The organism is Rahnella aquatilis CIP 78.65 = ATCC 33071 (assembly GCF_000241955.1).
Lineage (GTDB): Bacteria > Pseudomonadota > Gammaproteobacteria > Enterobacterales > Enterobacteriaceae > Rahnella > Rahnella aquatilis.
Window position 1 is genome coordinate 3,712,045 of sequence record NC_016818.1, and the last position, 25,514, is coordinate 3,737,558.

A 25,514-nucleotide genomic window follows, 5' to 3' on the forward strand; every position below is an offset into this window, starting at 1 on the left:
AACCCCGGTCAGGGATAATTAAACAACCGAAAAACAGAAAGCCTGAATAACTTTAATTGACTGATATCTCAGGAATTTAAGGTTTTATTATGGGAGCATTCCTAGCCGGATAAATAAGAAAAAATATGAACAGCGGGTAAAAAATAAGTCAGGGCCATAAAAAAATCCGCAGGCTTTCGCACTGCGGATTTTTATTACTGATGCTTATTAAGCATTAGCCAAGCTGTTTACGCGCATTGCGGAACATGCGCATCCACGGGCTGTCTTCGCCCCACTCTTCCGGATGCCAGGAGTTGCTGACCGTGCGGAAAACACGCTCCGGGTGCGGCATCATTACAGTGACGCGACCTGACAAGTTGGTCACCGCCGTGATGCCGTTCGGAGATCCGTTCGGGTTCGCCGGATAGTTTTCGGTCGCCTGTCCGTTATTATCCACGAAGCGCAGGGTCACCAGATTGCTGTGTTCGATTTGCGCCAGATGCGCCGCGTCACGCACTTCAACATGCCCTTCGCCATGAGACACCGCGATTGGCATATGTGAACCGGCCATGCCCTGCATAAACATCGACGGGCTGGCAGCCACTTCCACCAGACTGAAACGCGCTTCGAAGCGGTCAGACAGGTTACGCACGAAGCGTGGCCAGTGTTCTGCGCCCGGGATCAGCTCTTTCAGGTTAGACATCATCTGACAGCCGTTACACACGCCCAGTGCCAGCGTCTGCGGACGGTGGAAGAATTCCTCGAACTCTTCACGCACGCGGTCATTGAACAGAACTGATTTCGCCCAACCTTCACCTGCGCCCAGCACGTCACCGTAAGAGAATCCGCCGCACGCGACCAGCGTGTGGAAATCCTGCAAATCACGGCGACCGGCCAGCAGGTCACTCATGTGCACATCAACCGCATCGAAACCGGCACGGTGGAAGGCAGCCGCCATTTCAACGTGTGAGTTCACGCCCTGCTCACGCAGAACGGCGACTTTCGGACGCGCACCTTTGGCAATGTATGGCGCAGCCACATCTTCATCCGGGGCAAAAGTCAGTTTGACGTTCAGACCCGGATCGAGATCGTTGGTTTTCGCCTGATGTTCCTGATCGGCACATTCCGGGTTATCACGCAGACGCTGCATCTGCCAGGTGGTTTCTGCCCACCAGGTACGCAGCGTGGTACGGCTTTCGCTGTACACCGGCTTGTCAGCAGAAGTGATGATGAAGCGATCGCCGGTTTCAACAGTCCCGAGGTAATGCGTACAATCCGCCAGACCAAAGTCGGCCAGCGTTTTCTCAACGGCTTCACGGTCAGACGCACGCACCTGAATCACGGCACCCAGTTCTTCGTTGAACAGCGCGGCCAGCGAATCGTTGCCCAGCGCCGCGATATCTGCGGTCAGGCCGCAATGCCCTGCGAAGGCCATTTCAGCCAGCGTCACCAGCAAACCACCGTCGGAGCGGTCATGGTATGCCAGCAATTTTTGCTCAGAAACCAGAGCCTGCATGGCGTTGAAGAAGCCGCCAAGTTGCTCTGCGCTGCGAACGTCAGCAGGCGTGTTACCGAGCTGACGGTAAACCTGCGCCAGCGCCGTTGCGCCCAGAGCGTTATGGCCGGCCCCCAGATCCACCAGCAGCAACGCGGTGTCACCTTTGTCGGTACGCAGTTGCGGCGTCACGGTATGGCGGACATCTTCGACACGGGCAAACGCGGTGATCACCAGTGACAGCGGAGAGGTCATCTCGCGTTGTTCGTTACCTTCCTGCCAGCGGGTTTTCATCGACATGGAGTCTTTTCCCACCGGGATGGTAATGCCCAGCGCCGGACAAAGCTCTTCGCCTACCGCTTTCACGGCGGCGTATAAACCGGCATCTTCTCCCGGATGACCGGCCGCAGACATCCAGTTAGCAGAAAGCTTAACGCGTTTCAGGCTGCCGATTTCTACCGCCGCGATATTCGTCAGTGCTTCGCCAACGGCCATGCGACCGGAAGCGGCAAAGTCCAGCAAAGCAACCGGAGCACGTTCGCCCAGTGACATCGCTTCGCCGTGGTAGCTGTCGAGGCTGGCGGTGGTGACTGCGCAGTCGGCTACCGGGATCTGCCACGGGCCGACCATCTGGTCACGCGCGACCATACCGGTGACAGTGCGGTCGCCGATGGTGATCAGGAAGGTTTTCTCGGCAACGGCAGGCAGATGCAGAACACGATTTACCGCTTCAGCAATCTGGATATTTTCTGCATTCAGGTCATCGCCTTTCGCTTTCAGCGTGGTGACGTCGCGGGTCATTTTTGGCGTTTTGCCCAGCAGGACATCCAGCGGCATATCAATTGGCTGGTTATCGAAATGGCTGTCTTCCAGAGAAAGATGCATTTCTTCGGTGGCTTCACCGATGACCGCATAAGGGGCGCGTTCGCGCTGGCAGATCGCATCGAACTGTTCGAGCTGTGCGGGAGAAACCGCCAGCACGTAACGTTCCTGCGATTCGTTACACCAGACTTCCAGCGGGCTCATGCCCGGCTCGTCGTTCAGGATGTCGCGCAACTGGAAACGGCCGCCACGGTGACCATCACTGACCAGTTCCGGCATCGCGTTGGATAAACCGCCTGCACCGACGTCATGGATAAACAAAATCGGGTTGGCTTCGCCCAGTTGCCAGCAGCGGTCGATGACTTCCTGACAACGACGTTCCATTTCCGGGTTGTCGCGCTGTACGGAAGCAAAATCCAGATCGGCATCAGACTGACCGGACGCCATAGAAGACGCCGCGCCGCCGCCCAGACCGATATTCATCGCCGGACCGCCGAGGACGATCAACTTCGCGCCAACGGTGATTTCACCTTTCTGCACATGATCGGCACGGATGTTGCCGATACCGCCCGCCAGCATGATCGGTTTATGGTAACCACGCAGTTCAGGGCCATTGTGACTGTTGACGTTTTCTTCGTAAGTACGGAAGTAGCCCAGCAGCGCCGGACGACCAAATTCGTTGTTAAATGCTGCGCCGCCCAGCGGGCCGTCGGTCATGATATCCAGCGCGGTAACGATACGATCCGGCTTACCGAAATCTTCTTCCCACGGCTGTTCAAAACCCGGAATCCGCAGGTTAGAAACGGAGAAACCGACCAGTCCGGCTTTCGGTTTTGCGCCGCGACCGGTTGCCCCTTCGTCACGGATTTCACCGCCGGAACCGGTAGCCGCACCCGGCCACGGAGAGATCGCCGTCGGGTGGTTATGGGTTTCTACCTTCATCAGGATATGCGCCTGCTCCTGATGGAAATCGTACAGACCGTCTTTCGCATCGGCATAGAAACGACCGACCTGCGAACCTTCCATCACGGCGGCGTTATCTTTATACGCCGACAGCACGTGATCAGGGGTATGTTCGAAGGTGTTCTTAATCATCTTAAACAGAGATTTCGGCTGCGTTTCACCGTCGATAATCCAGTCTGCGTTGAAGATTTTGTGACGACAGTGTTCTGAGTTGGCCTGTGCGAACATATACAATTCGATGTCCGTCGGGTTGCGCCCCAACGACGTAAAGGCATCCATCAGATAATCAATTTCGTCCTGCGCCAGCGCCAGGCCTAATTTGGTGTTGGCGGCCTCCAGTGCGCCACGGCCTTCGCTGAGGATATCCACATGCTGCACCGGGGCAGGCTGATGCTGCGCAAACAGCGCGCTGGCATCTTCCAGATGGCCAAAGACGGTTTCCATCATACGGTCATGCAGCAATGCGCCCAGTTCGCTCCACTGTGCTTCGGTCAGTTGCGGGGCCTGAACATAAAATGCCAGACCGCGTTCCAGACGCAAAACCTGCGACAGGCCGCAATTATGTGCGATATCGGTAGCTTTGGAAGACCACGGAGAAATGGTGCCGGGGCGCGGGGTAACCAACAGTAAACGACCAGAAGGAGCGTGTTCAGCGAGAGAAGGACCGTATTTCAGGAGGCGTTGTAGCTTGGTTTGTTCGTCCGAATTCAGCGGCGCGCTGACATCGGCAAAGTGTACATATTCGGCGTAGATATCGCTGACCGGAAGGCGGGCTTCCTGACAACGGGACAACAATTTGTTAATGCGAAAAGCCGACAAAGCGGGCGAACCACGCAGTATTTCCATAATGACAGATCTCTCGTCTTCGAAGACACTGACCACAGTGCTTCATTGGGCGCAACAGGGGGAAAACGCGGGCTATTATAAAGAAAGCTGGCGTCCGACGAAACCGTTTGCGCAGGGAAACTTGATATTCATTTATCGCCCTGCAAATCTTGCGGGTATCATGAATAAAGTTGCAGACTGCCGTTTTGTTGAGCAAAATGCGTCAGCACTGGGGATATAACCATACGAACTGCACAGCATAGCGTAAAAAAACAAGAGCGCCGCAGCGAGATAACTATTTGACGCGACTAAAAATTAATTATGTCCTGATGGGGATCGCCGCTCTGTTACTGGCGCTGGCTTTATGGCCGGCAGTCCCGTGGCACAGAGGTGAAGGCGACCAACTGGATCAAATAAAATCCCGTGGAGAATTGCGCGTAAGCACGCTCAATTCTCCACTGACTTTTATGGACACTCCGGAAGGCAATCTCGGCTTCGATTACGAACTGGCGAAACGCTTTGCAGATTATCTGGGCGTGCAGCTGGTCGTGACACAGCGCACCACCATCGAGAGCATGTTTGACGATCTGGATCACGGCAATACTGACATCCTGGCTTCCGGCCTGGTGTACAACAATGAGCGGCTGAAAGGCTACCGTGCTGGTCCGGAATACTATTCCGTTTCCCAGCAGCTGGTTTACCGGCAGGGTGCCGCGCGTCCGAAAAGCTTCGCGGATATCAAAGGTTCGCTGATGGTGTCTGCGGGTAGCGCGCATATCGCCACACTGGAAGCCGCCAGCAAAAAATACCCCGACCTCGCGTGGAGCACGACCGATAAGATGTCACCACGCGATCTGTTGCAGCAGGTCGAGAACGGTAAACTCGATTATACGCTGGGCGACTCGGTTACCATCGCCCTGATGCAGCGCGTTTATCCGCGTCTCGCGGTGGCTTTTGATGCCACTGACGACGAACCTGTGACCTGGTATTACCGCAAGCAGCCTGACGACGACAGTCTTTCTGCCGCCATGCTGGACTTTTTCAGCCAGATTTCAGAAGACGGTACGCTGGAAAAGCTGGATGAGAAATATCTCGGGCACGTGGGTGATTTTGATTACGTCGATACCCGGACTTTCCTCAAAGCCATCGACAGTACGCTGCCGGATTTACAGCCGCTGTTTGAAAAATATGCGGGGAATATTGACTGGCGGTTACTGGCGGCCATCGCCTATCAGGAATCCCACTGGGATCCCCTGGCGAAATCCCCGACCGGCGTACGGGGTGTGATGATGCTGACCCGCGCGACCGCTGGCGGGCTGAACGTAGAAGACCGTACCGATGCCGAACAGAGCATTCGCGGCGGTGCGCAGTATCTGTCGCATCTGATGGATAAAATGCCGGAATCTGTTCCACAGGATGAACGGATCTGGTTTGCACTTGCAGCTTATAACATGGGTTATGGCCATATGCTGGATGCCCGTAAGCTGACGGCGCAGCAAAAAGGCAATCCCGACAGCTGGGCGGATGTGAAGCAACGTCTGCCGATGCTGAATCAGAAACGCTTCTTCAGCCGGACGAATTACGGGTATGCGCGCGGCACGCAGGCATATAACTATGTGGAAAATATCCGTCGATATCAGCTGAGCCTGGTGGGATATCTGATGGAAAAGGAAAAACAGCAGGCACAGAAAGCGGCCTTGCAGGCTCAGTTAGGTCAAGGGTATCCGGTGGTGAATGCACAGGAAGCGCTGGCTCCCTGAGACGGGCAGGCCCGTTTTTCAGCCCTGATCATCCGCCGCATCACCGGCCTGAGCGGCACGTTCTGCCCGTCGCAGTGCTTTTTTCTGGCTGCGGCGAAAACGAAAAAACGCACTCAGTTGTTGCGAACAGGCTTCTGCCAGTACACCCGCCTTAATCTCCACCTGATGATTCATGCCAGGATGGCGTAATACATCAAGCAAAGAGCCCGCAGCACCGGTTTTGGCATCAGCGGCACCATACACTACGCGGCGGATCCGGCTGTGGATCATCGCCCCTGCGCACATCACACAAGGTTCCAGCGTGACGTACAGTGTGGCGTCGAGCAGACGATAATTTTGTACGGCGTTGCCACCCTGACGTAAAGCCATGATTTCCGCGTGCGCTGTCGGATCATGATGGCCGATAGACCGGTTCCAGCCTTCGCCAATCACCTGATTGTCTAAAACCAGTACCGCACCCACCGGCACTTCGCCCTCGTCCTGCGCTTTGAGCGCCAGAGTCATGGCATGTTGCATCCAGTGTTCATCATCATTGATTACTGCCAACTCTGCGTCTGCCACTTCTACCTCAATCATTTTTTACCGGCAGACATTTTATCTGATTTTTGCGCTGGCCGTTATTCCAGTTGCTGTAACTCACCCTGTTTACTGACGCGAAAACGGTGCTCGCAAAAGAACAACAACGGATTGTCCTGTTTGCTGTCGCTGTATCCGCTGTACAGCTTAAGCGGTGAGCCAATGCGGCTTTCGAGTTGCACGACTTTCTCCTCACCCAGGCAACGCAAGGTCAACACCCATCCGCCTTTGCCACGGGCAATCCGGCTGCCGACCAGACGAACCTTCGGCAAAAACAGGGAAGTATGATAAACCTGCTTCACCAGATTTTCCGGTGACCCGGTGATCAGCCAGACTTCAGTATCATCGCTGTCGAGATATTCACGCAGCCTGCGCTGCACCACCGGAAACTCCACCACTTTCTCGCGAAACGCGGCGACAAATTGCAGCTCCAGTGCTTTCAGGCGTGCTTCACCGTGGCCGAAGGTAATCGACCACAGTAACAGGCTCATTGGCCAGCGTGCGGCGCGCCCGTGGATAAACAGTCCGATCCCCACCAGCGGCAGAACCGGGACGACTAAAATCAGATTCTGCGGCATCCGCCTCAACAAAAACCGCAGAAAGCTGCCGAACATATCCTGCTGGTGCAGCGTGCCATCAAGATCAAAAAAGACTACCCGCCGATCAGGCTTCGTACTCAATCCGTTACTCCTCGGGATCGTTGAACCCCATCAACCAGGTAAAAATAAAACCAGCCAATACCGTAATGACTAAACCCGTCAGATACAACACCACTTTGCCGGAAATAATGGTCAGCGCCAGCGGCAGCCCGGAAATGCCAAACGTGATGACTGTCGCGACTTTCCAGTAACAGATTAGCGCACCACCGACGGCTCCGCCCAAACATGCGCCAATAAAAGGCCGGCCGAGCGGCAGTGTGACACCGAATATCAGCGGTTCACCGATGCCGAGAATACCCACCGGCAGCGCGCCTTTAATCACTTTTTTTAGCCGCGCGTTGCGGGTTTTCATATAAACCGCGATCGCCGCCCCTACCTGCCCCACACCGGCCATCGCTAAAATCGGCAGCAGCGGATTAGAACCATGCGCCTGGATCAGCTCAACGTGGATCGGCACCAGCCCCTGATGCAGTCCGGATAATACCAGCGGCAGAAATGTTCCCGCCAACACCGCGCCCACCAGTAATCCGCCTTTATCGATAGCAATATTGACCCCGTGGGCTATGCCATCCGAAATGTAACCGCCGATGGGTTGCAGGATCACAATCGCCAGCGTGGCGGTGATCAACGTGGTGATCAGCGGATTGAGGATCAGTTCGACAGATTCCGGCAGCCACTGACGCAGCCTTTTCTCCAGCCAGCACATCAGCGCGACGACCAGTAATACGGCAATCACACCGCCGCGACCGGGCTGTAAAGTTTCGCCAAACAGGGTAATTTGCGCCAGCGCCGGACTGGAGAGAATCCCCGCCATTACGCCGCCCATGGCCTGAGAACCGCCGAAAACGCGCGCCGCATTCACGCCGACTAAAATATTCATGATGGCAAACACAGCACCACCAAAAATTGCCAGCAGGCCAAGCACATTAGGATAATCAAGAGCAATGGAACCGGCGATATCAGGCCGTTTGAGCAAGTTAATAATGCCCATAATCAGCCCTGAAGCGATAAATGCCGGGATCAGCGGGATAAATACATCGGCCAGTTTGCGCAGCGCCCCGCTCATCGGCGCAGAATATTTCGCTTTGGCGCTGGCTTTATTGCGGACAATTTCGCTTTCATCCGACGAACTGGCCGTCCCGGCAGGGCTCAACAGCAGACGCATCGCATCCACCACTTTTGCCGCCGCGCCCGGACCAACAATAAACTGATGCTGGTCACCTTGTTTCAGATAACCTTTGATACCTTCAAGCGTTTTCAGGCTGGTCAGATCCAACCGACCATCATCGTGCACTTCCACACGCACACGGGTCATACAGTTTTCCAGTTTGCGGATATTCCGCTCACCGCCCACACCTTGCAGAATCTGAGAAGCCAGTCTCTGCGTTTTATCCATTGCCATCGCCATACTCAACTCCTTGAGGTTAATCAGCCAGTGCGGCGCGCAGGAATCCGTGGTGCTTAGCCAGACGTATTTTTGCCTGCTCCGCGTCAATACCTGCCAGCAGCATCAGAATAGCCGGTTTAACTTCAAAATCCGTCCTGGAAAGTGCCGCTTCGGCATCACTGCGTGCCGCGCCCGTGGCCTCGACAACGATCCGGCAGGCACGATCGACCAGCTTCACGTTGGTCGCTTTCACATCCACCATCAGGTTCTGATAAACCTTGCCACTTTTAACCATTGCTCCGGTTGAAATCATATTCAGCACCAGTTTCTGCGCCGTGCCGGATTTCAAACGGGTTGAGCCGGTCAGTGCTTCCGGCCCTACAACCGGAGAAATCGCGATGCTGGCTTCACGCGCTATCGGAGAATCCGGGTTACAGGAAATTGCCACCGTGGCGCAGCCCATTTCTGATGCATAGCGTAAAGCACCTATGACGTAAGGCGTGCGTCCACTTGCGGCTAATCCGACAACGGTGTCATCCGCGTGCAGATTGAGATTTTTTAAGTCCTCCACACCCAGCGATTCACTGTCTTCAGCACCTTCTACCGCTTTGAGCAGCGCGCCCGGCCCGCCGGCAATCAGCCCGACAACCATACCGTGCGGGACACCAAACGTCGGCGGACATTCAGACGCATCAAGAACGCCGAGGCGACCACTGGTACCTGCACCAAGATAAATCAGACGCCCGCCAGCCTGAAATGACGCAGCGGCTTTATCGACAGCCCGGGCGATGTGCGGCAGGACTTTATTGATAGCCTCCGGCACTTTACGGTCTTCCTGATTGAAACAGGTCACCAGTTCCAGCGTAGACATTTGATCTAAATTCATCGTATCCGGATTGCGGCTTTCTGAAACCAGCGCACCAAGGTTGAGGCTCGTCTTCATGTTTCACTCCTGAATTTTTAATTCAAATTTATTACTCAATATTTGAATATATTATTCATCAATGCGAGGAAAATTTGCTATTTTAGATAACATAATCCGTAAAACGTGATGCAAGTATTCAGAGACGCCGGGATAACCCACCATGAGTTGTATGATCCGTATCCGCCAGCTTTATCCGACACTGGCGCAAAATGACCGCAAACTGGCCGATTTCCTGCTCGCTCAGCCGGAAAAAGCACGTCATATGAGTTCGCAGAAACTGGCTGAAAAGGCCGGCGTCAGCCAGTCTGGTGTGGTGAAATTTGCCCAAAAACTGGGCTATAAAGGCTTCCCCGCGCTAAAACTGGCCATGAGTGAATCACTCGCATCGCAGGAAAACAGTGAGCCGGTCACTGTACATAATCAGATTTTAAGCACCGACAGCCTGCATGTTGTGGGGGAGAAATTACTGGCAGAAAAACAGTCGGCACTTCGTGCAACGCTGGATATCAACAGCGAGTCCCGTCTGCAAATTGCTTTGGCGATGCTCGCCGGTGCCCGAAAAATTGTGCTGAGCGGCATTGGTGCATCCGGATTAGTGGCAAAAGATCTGGCGTATAAGCTGCTGAAAATCGGGGTCACGGCGATTGCCGAATCCGATACGCACGTCCTGGTTGCCACCGCACAGGCGCTGTCGAAAGAAGATTTACTGCTGGCGATTTCGTTCAGCGGCGAACGGAGTGAAATCAATCTTGCGGCAAAAGTCGCCCGCGAGAGTGGCGCAAAAGTTCTGGCCATTACCGGGTTTTCACCCAATACCCTGCAACAGCAGGCAGACCATTGTTTGTATACGGTCGCAGAATTACCCGCAACCCGTGGCGCAGCACTCTCAGCCACCACGGCACAATATTCCCTGACTGATTTACTGTTTGTCGCGCTGGTTCAGCAGGATACGGCGCATGCACCGGAGCGGATCCGCCACAGCGAAGAACTGGTGAAAAAACTGGTTTGATCAGGATCATTTGAGGTGTGGAAACGCGCGGACACAGAACCTACGCCAGCGCAATTCTGCTATACTGCGCAGCCTGATAATTTAAGATACGAGAAAACGCCATGGCCCTGCTGATCACACACAAATGCATTAATTGCGATATGTGCGAACCGGAGTGCCCGAACCAGGCGATCTCGATGGGCAATGAGATTTACGAAATCGACAGCGATCGGTGTACGGAATGCGTCGGGCATTACGATAAACCGACCTGTCAGAGCGTCTGCCCGATCGACAATACCATCATCATTAATCCGCAACACGCCGAAACCAACGAACAGCTTTGGGATAAGTTTGTGGTATTGCATCACACCGTGTAATGAGCGGCGTGATGCAATGGATTAGTTCTCGATAATGACCGTGGCACAGGCATAACGCCTTTCATCCGCCAGCGTGACATGCACCGACTTCACCCCCATCACGGCTGCCATTTCCGCCGCACGGGCATGGAATACCAGGCCCGGCTTTCCCAGCACATCATTGACGACTTCAAATTGTTCAAACGCCAGACCGTTGCGGATCCCGGTCCCCAGCGCTTTAGCTGCGGCTTCCTTGACAGCAAACCGCTTTGCCAGAAATCGAACAGGCTGCTGATGTTGCTCATAAACCGCCCATTCATTCGCGCACAAAATACGCCTGGCCAGACGGTCGCCACTGCGTGCAATCACCGCTTCGATACGGGAAATTTCAACGATATCCGTACCTAAACCTAAAATGCTCATTACCGGCGCGCTTCCCGCATCAGATTTTTCATTTCGCGCACTGCACCGGATAATCCGTCGATAACAGCCTGACCGATAATCGCATGGCCGATATTCAGCTCATGCATTTCCGGCAGTGCGGCGATCGGCTGAACGTTGTGGTAAGTCAGCCCGTGACCGGCATTGACTTTCAGGCCTTTACCGGCTGCATAAGCCGCGCCCTGTTTAATGCGCTCCAGCTCGGCCTGACGCTCAAGGTCAGTTTTCGCTTCAGCATAAGCACCGGTATGGATTTCGATATAAGGTGCCCCTACAGCGACGGCAGCATCAATCTGGCGCATATCAGGGTCGATAAACAGGGAAACCAGAATGCCCGCTTCGCTAAGACGGGTCACCGCAACGGTCATTTTATCCAGCTGACCGGCGACATCCAGACCACCTTCGGTCGTCACTTCTTCGCGCTTTTCCGGCACCAGACAGCAAAAATGTGGCAGGATTTCACAGGCAATACCGACCATTTCATCGGTGACGGCCATTTCTAGATTCATGCGGGTTTGGATCGTCTGACGCAGGAGGCGTACGTCGCGGTCAGTGATATGACGGCGATCTTCACGCAGGTGGACGGTGATCCCATCAGCACCAGCCTGCTCAGCGATAAATGCCGCCTGAACCGGATCAGGGTAAGCCGTACCGCGTGCATTACGCAGTGTCGCGATGTGATCAATGTTAACGCCCAACAGCAACTCAGCCATAACAGCTCCAGATTTAAGAATGAATTGATTTATGAATGGAACAAAAAAGCTAATTTCTGCAGTTTACACCTTTGAGCGTGACGGCGTGTAGCCCGGAGTCCGAATTAGCGGGAAGAATTGTCAGAGGGTAAAACAGGCCTTTTAACCTGAAACTGGCGGAACAGCTCGCGGCTTTTCAGCGGCTTGCCGCCAAGATAAGGTTTCAGCGCCATACGGGTAAAACGCTTCGCCGCCCGCAGCGTTGAAAGATCCGGAAATTCACGGCTGGCCAGGGCTTTCAAATCCCGACCGGTAAAGCTGGAATTATCAATCACCAGACTGGCAATAAAGCCTTTTTCTTCACGATAACGGTAAGTCATGTTGTCGCTGACTTCTTCACCGCTGCCTGCGCAATGCAGAAAATCCACGCCGTAACCCAGATGATGCAAAAGAGAGAGTTCGAACTGACGTAACGCATACTCAGGAGAGCCGCTGGCACCCGCAAGATTTTGCAGGCAATTGAGATAATCAAAGAATAATGAAGAGTAATTGGCTTCCTGCTCAAGCACCCGCGAAACGAGTTCATTGACGTATAAACCGCTGTAAAGCATCAAACCAGAAAGGGGAAGTGCAAGAGAGACTGGTTCAGCATTACGCAGGGTTTTCACTTCTCCCCGCCCGCTCCAGCGAACCAGTAAAGGTGTAAAAGGCTGCAAGCAGCCTTTTAAATTGGACCGGCGGCCACGCGCACCTTTAGCCAGTATGCGTACCCGCCCTTGTCCCTCAGTGAACAGATCCAGCATTAAGCTGGTTTCACTGTAAGGTCGCCCATGCAAAACAAATGCGCGTTGCCAGCCTTCCATAGGCGCGGACCTTATAAGTCGTCTACATAACCCAGACTGCGCAACGCACGTTCGTCGTCTGCCCAGCCGGATTTAACCTTAACCCACAACTCAAGATGGACTTTCGCTTCAAACATGTTTTCCATGTCGTGGCGAGCTTCAATCCCAATCGTTTTGATTTTAGAGCCTTTGTTGCCGATAACCATTTTCTTCTGGCCTTCACGTTCTACCAGAATCAGCCCATTGATATCGTATCCGCCCCGCTCATTGCTGACAAAGCGTTCGATTTCAACGGTCACAGAATACGGCAACTCTTCGCCCAGGAAACGCATCAGTTTTTCACGGATGATTTCAGAGGCCATAAAGCGCTGTGAACGGTCAGTAATGTAATCTTCCGGGAAGTGATGAACCGCTTCCGGCAGACGTTTGCGCACCAGAGCCGCGATGGTATCAACGTTTATCCCTTTCTCTGCGGAGATAGGCACGATATCGACGAAGTTCATCTGCTCGCTAAGGAATTGCAAATGTGGCAATAACTTAGATTTGTCGGTGACGTTATCAATCTTGTTGATCGCCAGCAGAACCGGTGATTTCAAATCACGCAGCTTGTTGACCACCATTTCGTCATCGGCAGTCCAGTTAGTGCCTTCAACAACGAAGATCACCAGTTCAACATCACCGATTGAGCTGCTTGCAGCACGATTCATCAGACGGTTGATAGCACGTTTTTCTTCAATGTGCAGCCCCGGGGTATCTACGTAAATGGCCTGATATGGCCCTTCAGTATGGATACCCATGATGCGGTGACGCGTGGTTTGTGGTTTGCGGGAAGTAATGGAGATTTTTTGCCCCAATAATTCATTGAGCAAGGTAGATTTGCCGACGTTAGGACGGCCTACGATTGCAACAAAACCACAGTAATTCTTTTCTTCGCTCATTCAAGCTCCAGCTGTATCAGCGCTTGTTCCGCTGCCGCCTGCTCGGCTTTACGGCGACTTGAACCGGTTCCTACAACCGGCTGGCTCAAGCCACTGACCTGGCAGTGGATGGTAAACTCCTGATCGTGCGCTTCACCGCGAACCTGCACAACCAGATAAGAAGGCAACGGCAGATGACGACCTTGCAAAAACTCCTGTAAGCGGGTTTTTGGGTCTTTCTGCTTATCACCGGGACTGATTTCGTCCAAACGACTACGGTACCAATCGAGAATCAGCTTTTCGACGGTCTGGATATCACTGTCCAGGAACACGCCGCCAATGAGTGCCTCCACCGTATCCGCAAGAATCGACTCGCGGCGGAAACCACCACTTTTCAATTCGCCCGGCCCTAAGCGTAAACATTCGCCGAGATCGAATTCACGCGCCATTTCCGCTAGCGTATTTCCACGTACTAATGTGGCACGCATACGACTCATATCGCCCTCGTCTACGCGAGGAAAACGATGGTACAGCGCGTTAGCAATGACATAACTAAGAATTGAGTCACCCAGGAACTCTAAACGCTCATTGTGTTTACTGCTTGCGCTGCGGTGAGTCAGTGCCTGCAATAAAAGCTCCTGCTGTTGAAAAGTGTAGCCCAGCTTCCGCTGAAGCCTGTTTATTACGATGGGATTCATGAGTTACCAATAGACTAAGAATGCGTCAAAAACTTCAGCATACGGAACAGGCCTGCTTCGCCCTAAGCCAATCCAAAGCTGTTTCGTTTGCAGTGGCTCCCTCTGTTGGTTTTAAATAAAATTTAAAATCAGGGGAGCCAACTTTTATCGCCCGAAAGGATATTCTACAACGAGTGGACATATAATGCTGCGGTAATAGGCACCATTAAATTAATGAATTCCACCGATACGGCTTAAACGAACACCGGTAGGCCATTCACCTTCCTGTTTTTTAAAGCTCATCCAAATTGCAGAGGCTCTACCCACTAAATTTTGTTCCGGCACAAAGCCCCAATAACGGCTGTCGGCGCTATTATCACGGTTATCGCCCATCATGAAGTAATGGCCAGCCGGCACCACCCACGTTCCCAGTGGCTGACCCGGTTGCTGATAATAAGCACCCAGTTGGTCACGCGCGCCTGGCACGGTCAGAATACGATGCGTGACATTGCCCAGTGTTTCATTGCGCTGTACAAGACGGACACCGTCTTGTGGCACGTTACCCGTCGGTGGTGTTTCAAAGAAACCACTGCTGGCTTCGCCGCCCGAAGACTGACCAAAAGTCTGTACGAAATCGCTGGCAACCCCGGTGTCATATGTCACAGCCAGTGCGGTGTTGCAATTTTTGCCCGTTTCACAGGCAGGCTGAACGGTCACTTGCTTGCTGAACGGATCGTATGTCACGCGGTCACCCGGTAAACCTACCAGACGTTTAATATAGTCCACGCTCGGATTTTGCGGATATTTAAATACGACTACATCGCCACGTTTCGGCTCACCGGTTGGGATCAGCTTAGTCTGAGTAATAGGATCTTTCAGACCGTACGCATATTTCTCCACCACGATGAAATCGCCAATAAGCAGCGTTGGCATCATGGAACCGGACGGGATCTGGAAAGGTTCATAAATAAATGAACGCACCACAAACACAACTAACAATACAGGGAATACCGACGCACAGGTTTCCACCCAGCCCGGTTGCTTCGCCACTTTGTTCAGCGTTGAATCGTCAACGGCACCACCCGTTTCAGCTTTAATTTTAGCAATTTTAGCCCGGCGCGCGGGTGCCAGCTTAAAACGATCAAGGCACCAGATAATCCCTGATACCAGCGTTGCAACCGCCAGAATCAGGGCAAACATGTTAGCCATGCATACTCCCTACAACTCAATTAAGGATTTACTTGCTGTCTTTGCCCACGTGAAGAATGGCCAGGAACGCTTCTTGTGGTAACTCTACGTTACCCACTTGTTTCATGCGTTTCTTACCATCTTTCTGTTTCTGCAAGAGTTTTTTCTTACGACTGACGTCACCGCCATAACATTTGGCGAGAACGTTTTTACGTAATTGCTTCACGGTTGAACGGGCAATGATGTGAGCACCAATCGCCGCCTGGATAGCAATATCGAACTGCTGACGCGGGATCAGTTCCTGCATCTTCTCAACAAGCTGGCGTCCACGGAACTGGGAATTGCCACGGTGAGTGATTAGCGCCAGTGCATCCACACGGTCGCCGTTGATTAGAACATCAACACGCACCATGTCAGAAGTCTGAAAACGTTTGAAATTGTAATCAAGCGACGCATAACCGCGTGACGTTGACTTCAGGCGATCAAAGAAATCGAGTACGACTTCCGCCATCGGAATTTCATAAGTCAGTGCGACCTGATTGCCGTGGTAAACCATGTTGGTCTGTACGCCACGCTTCTCAATACATAAAGTAATCACACTGCCCAGATATTCCTGCGGCATCAACATGTGACACTCGGCAATAGGCTCACGCAGTTCCAGAATGTTATTCAACGCAGGCAGTTTGGACGGGCTATCGACATAAACAGTTTCATTGCTGGTCGTCAGAACTTCATAAACGACGGTCGGTGCCGTGGTGATCAGATCCAGATCGTATTCACGTTCCAGACGTTCCTGAATGATTTCCATGTGCAACAGCCCCAGGAAACCACAACGGAAGCCAAAGCCCAGCGCGGTAGAGCTTTCTGGTTCGTAGAACAGAGAAGCATCATTGAGGCTCAGTTTGCCTAACGCATCACGGAAGTTTTCATAGTCATCAGAGCTGACCGGGAACAGGCCAGCGTAAACCTGAGGTTTCACTTTCTTGAAACCAGGCAACGCTTTGTCAGCAGGCTGGCGAGCCAGAGTCAGGGTGTCCCCCACTGGTGCGCCAAGAATATCTTTGATCGCACATACCAGCCAGCCAACTTCGCCGCAGTTCAGAATGTCTTTATCGACACGCTTAGGCGTGAAAATACCCAGACGATCGGCGTTATAAACTTGTCCGGTACTCATCACTTTAATTTTGTCGCCCTTCCTCATGGTGCCGTTTTTGATACGGACCAGAGAAACAACGCCGAGATAGTTATCGAACCACGAATCAATGATCAACGCCTGAAGTGGCGCATCAGGATCACCTTCCGGTGGTGGCACATCACGTACCAGACGCTCCAGCACTTCTGGTACGCCGACCCCGGTTTTCGCGGAACAACGGACTGCATCCGTCGCATCGATACCGACGATGTCTTCGATTTCCTGCGCTGCACGATCCGGATCGGCGGCCGGTAAGTCGATTTTGTTAAGGACAGGCACGACTTCCAGATCCATTTCCATTGCCGTATAGCAGTTTGCCAGCGTCTGAGCTTCAACACCCTGACCCGCATCCACGACTAATAGCGCACCTTCGCATGCAGCGAGAGAACGGGAAACTTCATAGGAAAAGTCGACATGTCCGGGCGTGTCGATGAAATTCAGGTGATAAACCTGACCATCTTTCGCTTTGTAGTCGAGCGTCACGCTTTGCGCTTTGATGGTAATCCCGCGCTCACGCTCAAGATCCATTGAATCGAGGACCTGCGCTTCCATTTCACGGTCAGATAAGCCACCGCAAATTTGAATAATACGGTCTGACAGCGTCGACTTACCGTGGTCAATGTGGGCAATAATGGAGAAATTTCGTATATGCTTCATTATAAAAGTTTTTCTACCTTGGTATTTCTGAATCATTCGCCATGAACATACAGCGACGGTTTGTAGGTTGGCTGTCTTTCGCCTAAGTCGCAGCATTCTACATGCCAGCACCATGAAAACCTAGTCTCGCCACATCCTAACTCCAGATTATGCGAGCTTTCTCAGGGCGAAATCCCCACATTTTCATTTGTTTTCATTACCGGAACGTCTGTGTGCGCCATCGCTTTGTCTCAGTCCGCTATTTCCTGTGGGCACGTCATGCCTTTAGGTTTTAGGAAAATACCCATATACAGAAACGCGTATTGAAACTTAATATATTGTTATAAAAGAAATTACATAATTTCTAACGCATAAAGCTCTAATTCAACTTCTTCCATAAATATCTTTTTTCTTTTTAATTCAATCCGGTCACAAGGTTATCAATATGATCAATGAAGGGCGGCTGCTCAGTCAGCATGGCTTTGCCAAAGCCAACTCTTGGATCACTCTGGTCCTGTCTGTATTGTTACTGATCGGCGGCGCAGTGCAAATTGCATTTTTGCTGGCCTTTGGCTACACCGCTGAGGGGCTGCATAGCGTGATCTTGTCTGCTCTGCTCAGTATTGCACTGGGTGTGGTGCTCATTCTGCTCCGACGTCTGATACGACCTAATCAATTCTATCAGCTTCATGAAAATGGCATTTTAGTTATAAGCCAGACGGATAAAAAAAATCGTTTTATCCCTTTTGATCGCATCATGGATATATATCGCTTCAGAAGCGGTAAATATACACGTCGTATTTTAAACACAATGATCTTCCGCGAGGAAAACAGCAAAATCTGGCACCGTATTACGCCAAACATCGCTAATTCTGAAAGGTTAATTGAAGTCATTAAAAACGAACAACTGATGTATCGCGGCCCGTGGGCCCTCAATACGCTGGCTCAGGGTGGCGATATTCTTTTTACCTATCTGGTGAATCCACATTGTGGATGGAAAAGATTTATCGGCGCTAACCTTCTGGCGCTGAACGAAAAAAAGATACATCTGAGCGCGCTGGTGTTAACCACCGACGAAGGGAAAACAGTGCCTGTTGAGGATATTCAGTTTATCAGTGGCGGCAGCAACAGCCCGTTAATACGTCTGCTCGATAAACACGGTCGCATCCTTTTCTCTGTAGAGTATACATCGCTTTCCAGTGCGGATCTTTTCATCGCACTGATCGAACATATGATCCAAAACCGTATACCCGTCAGAAATTAAAAATGACACAGGGTCAGCTAACATTGTGTCATTTTCAAATATTGCAGGAGAAGTTAAGAAGGGAGCGTGCTGTCAACTGAATAGCGGAAGGCGTCAGGGGGTAACCCCACCTGCAAGATGACAGGCTGATAACCTGCTTTCCCATCGACTTTTGCAGCAAGCGCTTTGGCAATCAGGAAACCTAATCCGCCCCCCAGCACCGCACCAATAACCGCGTATATATCTGCTTTCAGCAAGGCTTGCAAAATGCCACCGCCCGCAATCACACCAAAGAGCGGCGTCATATAAACCAGCAACGCCGAGCGCAGCAGGCTGCCTTCCTGTATGCCCAGTTCAACTTTCTGACCTGGTGCAAGAGGCTCGTTGATGCTGACCTGGAGATTATGTTCGGTCTGCGGCCCTAACTCATTCAATACGCGAGCGCCACACCCTGAACGTGAATGACAACTACTGCAACCCGCTTGTGTTTCACAACGCAGTGTCGCAATACCGTCCTGCCACGACACAACCGTGGCCCATTCTTTCATCATGTAATCACCCTGTATTTCTGTCGCTGAGGCAGTTATTTCTGATTAAAAGCTATTTTGCTGAGAAAACAATGCTATCAGCAATACGTTTGGCAGTTGAAGGAGGAAGCTCACCGACAACCGTGATTTCATTGCCATTGCGTATTTCAGTTTGCACTGTTCTGCGCCCTTGCCTGATCAACTGTTCAGAAGGACCATTGGTTGTTTCACTGATATTGACAGAGAAGCTGAACAAACCATCAGTATACAACCGCGATTCTATCGATACGGGCATATTTGGCAAGTTTCGGCGGCTACTTGCCACCTCTGCCACGCCAGCCGGCAGCCATTTTATTTGCCAGTCAAACTTCACCTGCTCAGACGCAGGTAAAGACAGCACTGGCGGTAAACTGGCTTTTTCGAGATCAGAAAGCGTTCCGACGACTTGTTCTCCCTCATCAAAACTGATGACACGGAACTGCTCAAGCGTTTCACCGTCCCGATCAAGTAAATCGACCCGCATCGGCAATTTCGTTTGCTCATCGATCCATATGACATAACTGAATCGGGTACCATCACGGGACACAACCCGGATCACCTGACTCAGGCGATCCGCTGTGCGTGCACGACCTACGGCGATAAAATCGTAGTATTTGGTCAGAACAGAGAAATCGCCGAACACGATGGAAGGCAGGGAATCAACGATATGATCGCCATCCAGCGTAAAGGGCTGTAAACCGGTTTCAAAGTAGCTGATATCTTTTCCACGCTGGACAATTTCACGGCGCGGACCGTCCATCAGAACCAGTTGGGCGAGGGAAGTTTGATGAGAGACAGCATGACGATAGCGAAAGGAATCAATCCCTTGCTTCGTGATGTTGATAAAACCCATTTCATAATTCAGCGTCTGGGAAGCTTTGCCCATCTCTTCGAGTAACGCCTCGGAAGAAGAATCTGCCGAGGCGATACCTGGAGTCAGCAGGCTGCCCGCCGCTAAACAAACGGCAAACCAAATTTGCTTCATTACTGCGTTTGCGTTCCTAAAGACTGAGTTCCTGGGACCTGAACAGCGGCTTGCTGAGGAGTGACTGGTTCGAGCTGAAGCTGCTCTGAATGCAAGCGGCGCTGCAATTCATAATCCTGCAACATCGCATTAATGCGTTTACGTTGCTCCTGAACATTTTGTTGCCCGCTGGTGGTATTGCCTTCATTTGGCACGCCGAAGCTCACCGGAGAAGCTTTACCCATCATAGGCAAGGTATTGAAGGCTGGCGTTTCCGGAGAAGCACCCGAAGCGTCAGGCTGGTTGTAGTGCTGAACACCCACAATCACGGCGAGTGACACACAAGCAGCCACGCCCACCTGAGTCAGCTGGCTCGCCCAAGGACGAACCTTCTGCCAGAATGGCATTTTTTGCCAGGTATGGGGCTGAGGTTGTGATTCGGTTGCGGAACCCGGCACCAGTTTTACCGGCTCATTTGCCAGCGCTGCGGCCACACGGTCTGCGATATCCAGATGCACCACGTTCCCAATATCACCGCGTAAGGTATCGCGGATCAAATGATAACTCTGCCAGTCTTGCTGAAGCCTGGTATCTGTTGATAACAAACTTAACAGTTCGGTATCAATGGCTTCACCATCCATCAGAGCGGAAAGCTTTTCTTTCTGCATGCCTAAGTATCCTTCCTGTGTCCGTCATCTCTAACGCTGGATGAGCGGTTGAACTTTGTTATCAATTGCTTCCCGGGCACGGAATATACGGGATCTCACCGTGCCCACCGGACAATCCATGATGGCGGCTATTTCTTCGTAGCTCAATCCATCCAGCTCCCTCAAAGTAATCGCCATACGGAGATCTTCAGGAAGTGCTTCAATAGTACGGAAAACGATCTGCCGTAACTCTTCTGACAACATCAGGTTCTCAGGGTTCGAAATTTCTTTCAGGGCACCGCCACTTTCGAAATTTTCGGCTTCATTCGCATCAACATCACTGGATGGCGGACGTCGCCCCTGAGCGACTAAATAATTTTTCGCTGTGTTGACTGCAATACGATACAGCCAGGTATAAAAAGCACTGTCGCCGCGGAAAGATTCCAGCGCACGATACGCTTTGATAAAGGATTCCTGAACCACATCAGGCACATCGCCTTGTGGTACATAGCGGGATACAAGGCTCGCTACCTTATGCTGGTAACGAATAACCAGTAAATTGAACGATTTTTGATCACCCTTCTGGACCCGCTCAACCAGAACCTGATCGGCTAACTGCTCGCTCATCCGAGGTAAAATCTCCCCAAAACCTTCTCCGCGCTTAAAATCGTACTGCCAGCTTTCATCATTATATTCCTGAGCAAGTACTGCTTGGAGTTCACATGAAACATTAAGTTCCATATCGCCATTGTTTTTTCTATTGAAGTCTCAAGTCCGTGGCTTTTGCACGGAGGTTTAGGCTAACATGAATTTCCCTCTTCTTCTGCAAACATCATACGTTATGCAACCTTCATCTGAATTTGTTAGCGATGTATTGATAATCGGAAGTGGCGCTGCGGGCCTTTCTTTGGCTTTGCGACTTGCAGACCACTGCCATGTCACTGTTCTCAGTAAAGGCCCACTCAACGAAGGCTCAACGTTCTACGCACAGGGCGGGATTGCCGCCGTTTTCGACGAAGCAGACAGCATTGCCTCACATGTAGATGACACATTAATTGCCGGCGCGGGATTATGCGATAAAGAAGCTGTTGAATTTATCGCGAGCAACGCACGTCATTGTGTCCAGTGGTTGATCGACCAGGGCGTACTGTTTGATACCGAAACCAACACCCGCTCAGAAGAGCGTTATCATCTGACACGTGAAGGCGGTCACAGCCACCGTAGGATCCTGCATGCTGCTGATGCTACAGGTAAAGAAGTAGAGACTACGCTGGTTGGGAAAGCAAGGGCGCACGCTAATATTTGCGTGAAAGAACGCTATAATGCCGTTGATTTAATTACCTCAAGCAAGCTTGGATTGCCGGGGACACAACGCGTCGTTGGCGCGTATGTCTGGAATCGCGATAAAGAGCATGTTGAAACGCTCCGCGCCAAAGCCGTTGTACTGGCCACAGGGGGCGCAGCCAAGGTTTATCAGTACACGACCAACCCGGATATCTCTTCCGGCGACGGCGTCGCCATGGCGTGGCGTGCAGGCTGTCGTGTTGCCAATCTTGAATTTAACCAGTTTCACCCGACCTGTCTCTATCACCCTCAGGCACGCAACTTTCTGCTGACGGAAGCACTGCGCGGCGAAGGTGCCCTGCTCAAACGTCCGGACGGCACCCGTTTTATGCCAGATTTCGATGAACGTGGCGAACTGGCACCGCGCGATGTCGTAGCACGAGCCATCGATCATGAAATGAAGCGTCTTGGCGCCGACTGCATGTATCTCGATATCAGCCATCGCCCGCCTGAATTCATTAAGCATCATTTCCCGATGATTGATGAAAAGCTGCAATCACTGGGTATTGATCTGACCAAAGAGGCAATCCCGATTGTTCCGGCTGCGCACTATACCTGCGGCGGTGTGATGGTTGATCAGCACGGGCGTACCGATCTTGACGGGCTATACGCTATCGGCGAAGTCAGCTATACCGGCCTGCATGGCGCTAACCGTCTGGCCTCTAATTCACTGCTGGAATGCGTGGTCTATGGCTGGTCAGCGGCGGAAGACATTATCAAACGCCTGCCGCATGCCAAACTGGCGAAAAATATTCCGCAATGGGATGAAAGCCGGGTAGATAATTCCGATGAGCAGGTTGTCATTCAGCATAACTGGCATGAATTGCGGCTGTTTATGTGGGACTACGTGGGGATCGTGCGCACGACAAAACGTCTTGAGCGCGCGTTGCGCCGCATCATGACGCTGCAACAGGAAATTGACGAGTATTACGCAAACTTCCGTATTTCCAATAATCTGCTGGAACTGAGAAATCTGGTGTTAGTTGCCGAGCTGATCGTCCGCAGTGCCCTGGAGCGCAAAGAGAGCCGGGGACTGCATTTCACGCTCGATTATCCTGATTTACAGGAAAATCCGCAGCCGACCATTTTGCAGCCGTAGTATTTGCAACAAGGCTATCGGGAAAGTGCGAAGGAACGCACTTTTTGAAAGCCCGGGCACTCGCGACTAATCTGCTACTCACTAATAGTTAAGATAAAAATCGGTAATCAGCGCGCAGAACGCTTCACTGTAAACCCCTTCCGATTTTCGCAGTGCCAGTTCCTCATCAACCCGTTCAACAGATTGCCTTGATAATGTCAGCAGTAGCCGGTTAAGCGGTTTTCCGGGGCGATCGCGTACAGCCATCCGCCAGGCGCTGAACCAGCCTTTTTGATGGGCCAGAGTTTCAAACGCCAGCCCGATGTCGTACGGCAAAACAACACTGAACAGTCCCGCCGGCGTGATCAGCTTATTCGCACATTCCAGCAATGCATCGTGCGTCAGGGTTTCGGTGTAACGGGCAGCATTTCGGGCATCATCGCGACAGGCAACCGCCGATTCAAAGTAAGGCGGATTGCTGACAATCAGATCATATTTAGCCGTATTTTCGCGGGCATAAGCATTAATATCCCTGGCATACACCGCCAGCCTTTGCGCCCAGAGCGATTCGCGGAAATTCTCTTCAGCCTGCGCGGCTGCGGAAGGTTCCAGTTCAACGGCATCAATAACGGTGTCAGTATTGCTACGTTGTGCCAGCATCATGGCAATCAGACCGCTGCCACAGCCAATATCGAGAACACATCGTGCCTGACTGACCGGCGCGGTCGCACCCAGCAAAACACCATCGGTGCCGACTTTCATCGCGCAACGATCATGAGCAACGAAAAACTGTTTAAAGGTAAATCCATTACGCCGTAATGGCTTTGCGGAACTCACTTCTTTTGTCACTAAATTTCACCGTAATTACACCAGCCAACAGGCCTGTAAACAAAAACTGTCGTAGCATAGGGCATAGAGAAGCAGAGTAAAAGCCACGCAAGCCGCTTAAATAGGTGAAGATCGCGTCTAACACGTCTATAATCGGCGCCCCAAGTAGAGGTAGACCATGACTGTAACCACTTTTTCCGAACTCGAACTCGATGAACGCCTGATTGAAGCCCTTGGCGACAAAGGCTATAGCCGCCCTACTGTCATTCAGGCAGAGGCCATTCCGCCAGCAATGGACGGACGCGATGTGTTGGGTTCGGCTCCTACCGGCACCGGCAAAACAGCGGCATTCCTGCTGCCTGCATTACAGCATTTGCTGGATTTCCCGCGTAAGAAATCGGGTCCGCCACGAATTCTGATCCTCACGCCAACCCGTGAACTTGCTATGCAGGTTGCTGAGCAGGCGCGTGAGTTAGCCAAACATACCGAACTGGATATCGCGACCATCACCGGCGGTGTGGCTTATATGAACCACGCCGAAGTGTTCAGCGAAAACCAGGACATCGTTGTTGCGACTACCGGTCGTTTGCTGCAATACATTAAAGAAGAAAACTTTGACTGCCGCGCAATCGAAACACTGATCCTCGACGAAGCCGACCGCATGCTGGACATGGGTTTTGCTCAGGATATCGAAACGATTTCTGCTGAAGCACGCTGGCGCAAACAGACGTTGCTGTTCTCCGCAACGCTGGAAGGGGAAGCTATCCGTGAATTTGCAGAGCGCATTCTGACTGAGCCGGTAGAAATCGAAGCTGATCCGTCACGTCGCGAACGCAAAAAAATCCTGCAATGGTATTATCGTGCCGACGATCTGGCGCATAAAACCCGGATGCTCATTCATTTGCTGAAACAGGAAGATGTGACTAAATCCGTCATCTTCGTGCGTAAGCGCGAGCGTGTGCATGAGCTGGTTGCGTGGTTGCGCGAAGCAGGTATCAACTCCTGTTATCTCGAAGGCGAAATGGTGCAGGTGAAACGTACCGAAGCCGTCAAACGTATGGTTGAAGACCGCGTTAACGTCCTCGTTGCGACCGACATCGCTGCCCGCGGTCTGGATATCAACGACATCAGCCATGTCTTCAACTTTGACCTGCCGCTGACCGCGGATATCTATCTGCACCGTATTGGCCGTACCGGTCGTGCGGGTCGCAAAGGTACTGCGATTTCCTTTGTGGAAGCCCATGACCATTTGCTGCTCGGTAAGATTGGTCGTTACCTCAACGAGCCGCTGAAAGCGCGTGTGCTGGACGAATTCCGTCCAAAAACGAAAGCACCGAGCGAGAAAGTCACCGGTAAGCCGTCGAAAAAAGTGCTGGCGAAACGCAAAGAGAAGCAGAAAGCGGATCAGGAAAAATCGAAGGTGAAAGTGAAAGTTCGCCATCGTGACAGCAAAAACGTCGGCAAACGCCGTGTTAAACCTGATGCTGTAAAAGACGCCGCTAAATAAATATTGGCCTGATTTGA

23 protein-coding genes are annotated in these 25,514 nt (G+C 52.1%); 6 read left to right on the forward strand and 17 right to left on the reverse strand.

Annotation, left to right across the window (positions count from 1 at the left end; translation table 11 throughout):
• Positions 1–214 precede the first annotated feature (214 nt).
• On the reverse strand, positions 215–4,105 hold the full coding sequence (gene purL, locus RAHAQ2_RS16870) for a phosphoribosylformylglycinamidine synthase (protein WP_015698380.1): 3,891 nt from the start codon (positions 4,103–4,105) through the stop codon (positions 215–217).
• Between the two features lie 278 nt (positions 4,106–4,383).
• Here purL and mltF point away from each other — a divergent pair, with 278 nt between their 5' ends.
• Positions 4,384–5,844, forward strand: coding sequence for a membrane-bound lytic murein transglycosylase MltF (mltF, locus tag RAHAQ2_RS16880; RefSeq protein WP_015698381.1), 1,461 nt, complete (start codon positions 4,384–4,386; stop codon positions 5,842–5,844).
• Between the two features lie 18 nt (positions 5,845–5,862).
• Here the strand turns inward: mltF and tadA are convergent, their stop codons facing one another.
• From tadA to murQ, 4 genes are read right to left on the reverse strand one after another with little or no spacing between them, the layout of a single operon-like run.
• Positions 5,863–6,420 carry a tRNA adenosine(34) deaminase TadA gene (gene tadA, locus RAHAQ2_RS16885; protein ID WP_037040157.1) on the reverse strand — a complete coding sequence of 186 codons (558 nt, stop codon included), beginning with the start codon at positions 6,418–6,420 and terminating at the stop codon, positions 5,863–5,865.
• A 41-nt stretch (positions 6,421–6,461) separates the two neighbouring features.
• Positions 6,462–7,100, reverse strand: a complete 639-nt coding sequence (gene yfhb, locus RAHAQ2_RS16890) for a phosphatidylglycerophosphatase C (RefSeq protein WP_015698383.1) — start codon at positions 7,098–7,100, stop codon at positions 6,462–6,464.
• A gap of 4 nt (positions 7,101–7,104) precedes the next feature.
• Positions 7,105–8,475 carry a PTS transporter subunit EIIC gene (locus tag RAHAQ2_RS16895; RefSeq protein WP_037040168.1) on the reverse strand — a complete coding sequence of 457 codons (1,371 nt, stop codon included), beginning with the start codon at positions 8,473–8,475 and terminating at the stop codon, positions 7,105–7,107.
• Between the two features lie 28 nt (positions 8,476–8,503).
• A complete protein-coding gene (gene murQ / locus RAHAQ2_RS16900; RefSeq protein ID WP_015698385.1) occupies positions 8,504–9,409 on the reverse strand; it encodes an N-acetylmuramic acid 6-phosphate etherase in 906 nt (301 codons plus the stop codon).
• Between the two features lie 142 nt (positions 9,410–9,551).
• Here murQ and RAHAQ2_RS16905 point away from each other — a divergent pair, with 142 nt between their 5' ends.
• Both RAHAQ2_RS16905 and RAHAQ2_RS16910 read left to right on the forward strand, forming a co-directional pair.
• Entirely contained in the window at positions 9,552–10,400 is an 849-nt protein-coding gene (locus RAHAQ2_RS16905; protein ID WP_015698386.1) for a MurR/RpiR family transcriptional regulator, read from the forward strand.
• A 101-nt stretch (positions 10,401–10,501) separates the two neighbouring features.
• Complete coding sequence (locus RAHAQ2_RS16910) at positions 10,502–10,756, forward strand: YfhL family 4Fe-4S dicluster ferredoxin (RefSeq protein WP_015698387.1); 255 nt, start codon at positions 10,502–10,504, stop codon at positions 10,754–10,756.
• A gap of 21 nt (positions 10,757–10,777) precedes the next feature.
• On the opposite strand, the gene acpS is transcribed toward RAHAQ2_RS16910, so the two are convergent.
• The 7 genes from acpS to lepA all read right to left on the reverse strand — a co-directional run bounded on the left by acpS (position 10,778) and on the right by lepA (position 17,341).
• Complete coding sequence (gene acpS, locus RAHAQ2_RS16915) at positions 10,778–11,158, reverse strand: holo-ACP synthase (protein WP_015698388.1); 381 nt, start codon at positions 11,156–11,158, stop codon at positions 10,778–10,780.
• Positions 11,158–11,889: a pyridoxine 5'-phosphate synthase gene (gene pdxJ / locus RAHAQ2_RS16920; RefSeq protein ID WP_015698389.1), complete on the reverse strand. Its 732-nt coding sequence runs from the start codon at positions 11,887–11,889 to the stop codon at positions 11,158–11,160. Before pdxJ ends, acpS begins: the two co-directional genes overlap by 1 nt.
• Positions 11,890–11,993: 104 nt before the next feature.
• Complete coding sequence (gene recO, locus RAHAQ2_RS16925; protein ID WP_015698390.1) at positions 11,994–12,731, reverse strand: DNA repair protein RecO; 738 nt, start codon at positions 12,729–12,731, stop codon at positions 11,994–11,996.
• An 11-nt stretch (positions 12,732–12,742) separates the two neighbouring features.
• A complete protein-coding gene (gene era / locus RAHAQ2_RS16930) occupies positions 12,743–13,648 on the reverse strand; it encodes a GTPase Era (protein WP_015698391.1) in 906 nt (301 codons plus the stop codon).
• Positions 13,645–14,325 carry a ribonuclease III gene (rnc, locus tag RAHAQ2_RS16935; protein WP_015698392.1) on the reverse strand — a complete coding sequence of 227 codons (681 nt, stop codon included), beginning with the start codon at positions 14,323–14,325 and terminating at the stop codon, positions 13,645–13,647. The genes era and rnc overlap by 4 nt, the downstream gene beginning before the upstream one ends.
• A 210-nt stretch (positions 14,326–14,535) precedes the next feature.
• A complete protein-coding gene (gene lepB, locus RAHAQ2_RS16940; protein WP_015698393.1) occupies positions 14,536–15,513 on the reverse strand; it encodes a signal peptidase I in 978 nt (325 codons plus the stop codon).
• A gap of 28 nt (positions 15,514–15,541) precedes the next feature.
• Positions 15,542–17,341, reverse strand: coding sequence for a translation elongation factor 4 (gene lepA / locus RAHAQ2_RS16945; RefSeq protein WP_037040180.1), 1,800 nt, complete (start codon positions 17,339–17,341; stop codon positions 15,542–15,544).
• 424 nt (positions 17,342–17,765) lie between these two features.
• Between lepA and RAHAQ2_RS16950 the strand changes: the two genes are divergently transcribed.
• Positions 17,766–18,584, forward strand: coding sequence for a hypothetical protein (locus RAHAQ2_RS16950; RefSeq protein WP_015698395.1), 819 nt, complete (start codon positions 17,766–17,768; stop codon positions 18,582–18,584).
• 53 nt (positions 18,585–18,637) lie between these two features.
• Here RAHAQ2_RS16950 and rseC read toward each other — a convergent pair whose 3' ends face one another.
• Genes rseC through rpoE form a run of 4 tightly spaced genes read right to left on the reverse strand, consistent with a single transcriptional unit; the run spans position 18,638 to position 21,367 of the window.
• Positions 18,638–19,114, reverse strand: coding sequence for a SoxR-reducing system protein RseC (rseC, locus tag RAHAQ2_RS16955; RefSeq protein WP_015698396.1), 477 nt, complete (start codon positions 19,112–19,114; stop codon positions 18,638–18,640).
• Between the two features lie 49 nt (positions 19,115–19,163).
• Positions 19,164–20,114, reverse strand: coding sequence for a sigma-E factor regulatory protein RseB (rseB, locus tag RAHAQ2_RS16960; protein WP_015698397.1), 951 nt, complete (start codon positions 20,112–20,114; stop codon positions 19,164–19,166).
• Positions 20,114–20,761, reverse strand: a complete 648-nt coding sequence (gene rseA / locus RAHAQ2_RS16965; RefSeq protein WP_015698398.1) for an anti-sigma-E factor RseA — start codon at positions 20,759–20,761, stop codon at positions 20,114–20,116. The genes rseB and rseA overlap by 1 nt, the downstream gene beginning before the upstream one ends.
• A gap of 30 nt (positions 20,762–20,791) precedes the next feature.
• A complete protein-coding gene (gene rpoE / locus RAHAQ2_RS16970) occupies positions 20,792–21,367 on the reverse strand; it encodes an RNA polymerase sigma factor RpoE (RefSeq protein ID WP_037040184.1) in 576 nt (191 codons plus the stop codon).
• A gap of 214 nt (positions 21,368–21,581) precedes the next feature.
• Here rpoE and nadB point away from each other — a divergent pair, with 214 nt between their 5' ends.
• The gene (gene nadB, locus RAHAQ2_RS16975; protein WP_193785486.1) at positions 21,582–23,183 is read left to right on the forward strand and encodes an L-aspartate oxidase; all 1,602 of its coding nucleotides are present in this window, start codon (positions 21,582–21,584) and stop codon (positions 23,181–23,183) included.
• 81 nt (positions 23,184–23,264) lie between these two features.
• Here nadB and trmN read toward each other — a convergent pair whose 3' ends face one another.
• Positions 23,265–24,011, reverse strand: coding sequence for a tRNA(1)(Val) (adenine(37)-N(6))-methyltransferase TrmN (trmN, locus tag RAHAQ2_RS16980; protein ID WP_015698401.1), 747 nt, complete (start codon positions 24,009–24,011; stop codon positions 23,265–23,267).
• Positions 24,012–24,168: 157 nt separating this feature from the next.
• On the opposite strand from trmN, the gene srmB reads away from it, so the two are divergent.
• Positions 24,169–25,497, forward strand: a complete 1,329-nt coding sequence (gene srmB, locus RAHAQ2_RS16985) for an ATP-dependent RNA helicase SrmB (protein ID WP_015698402.1) — start codon at positions 24,169–24,171, stop codon at positions 25,495–25,497.
• The last annotated feature ends 17 nt before the right edge of the window (positions 25,498–25,514 follow it).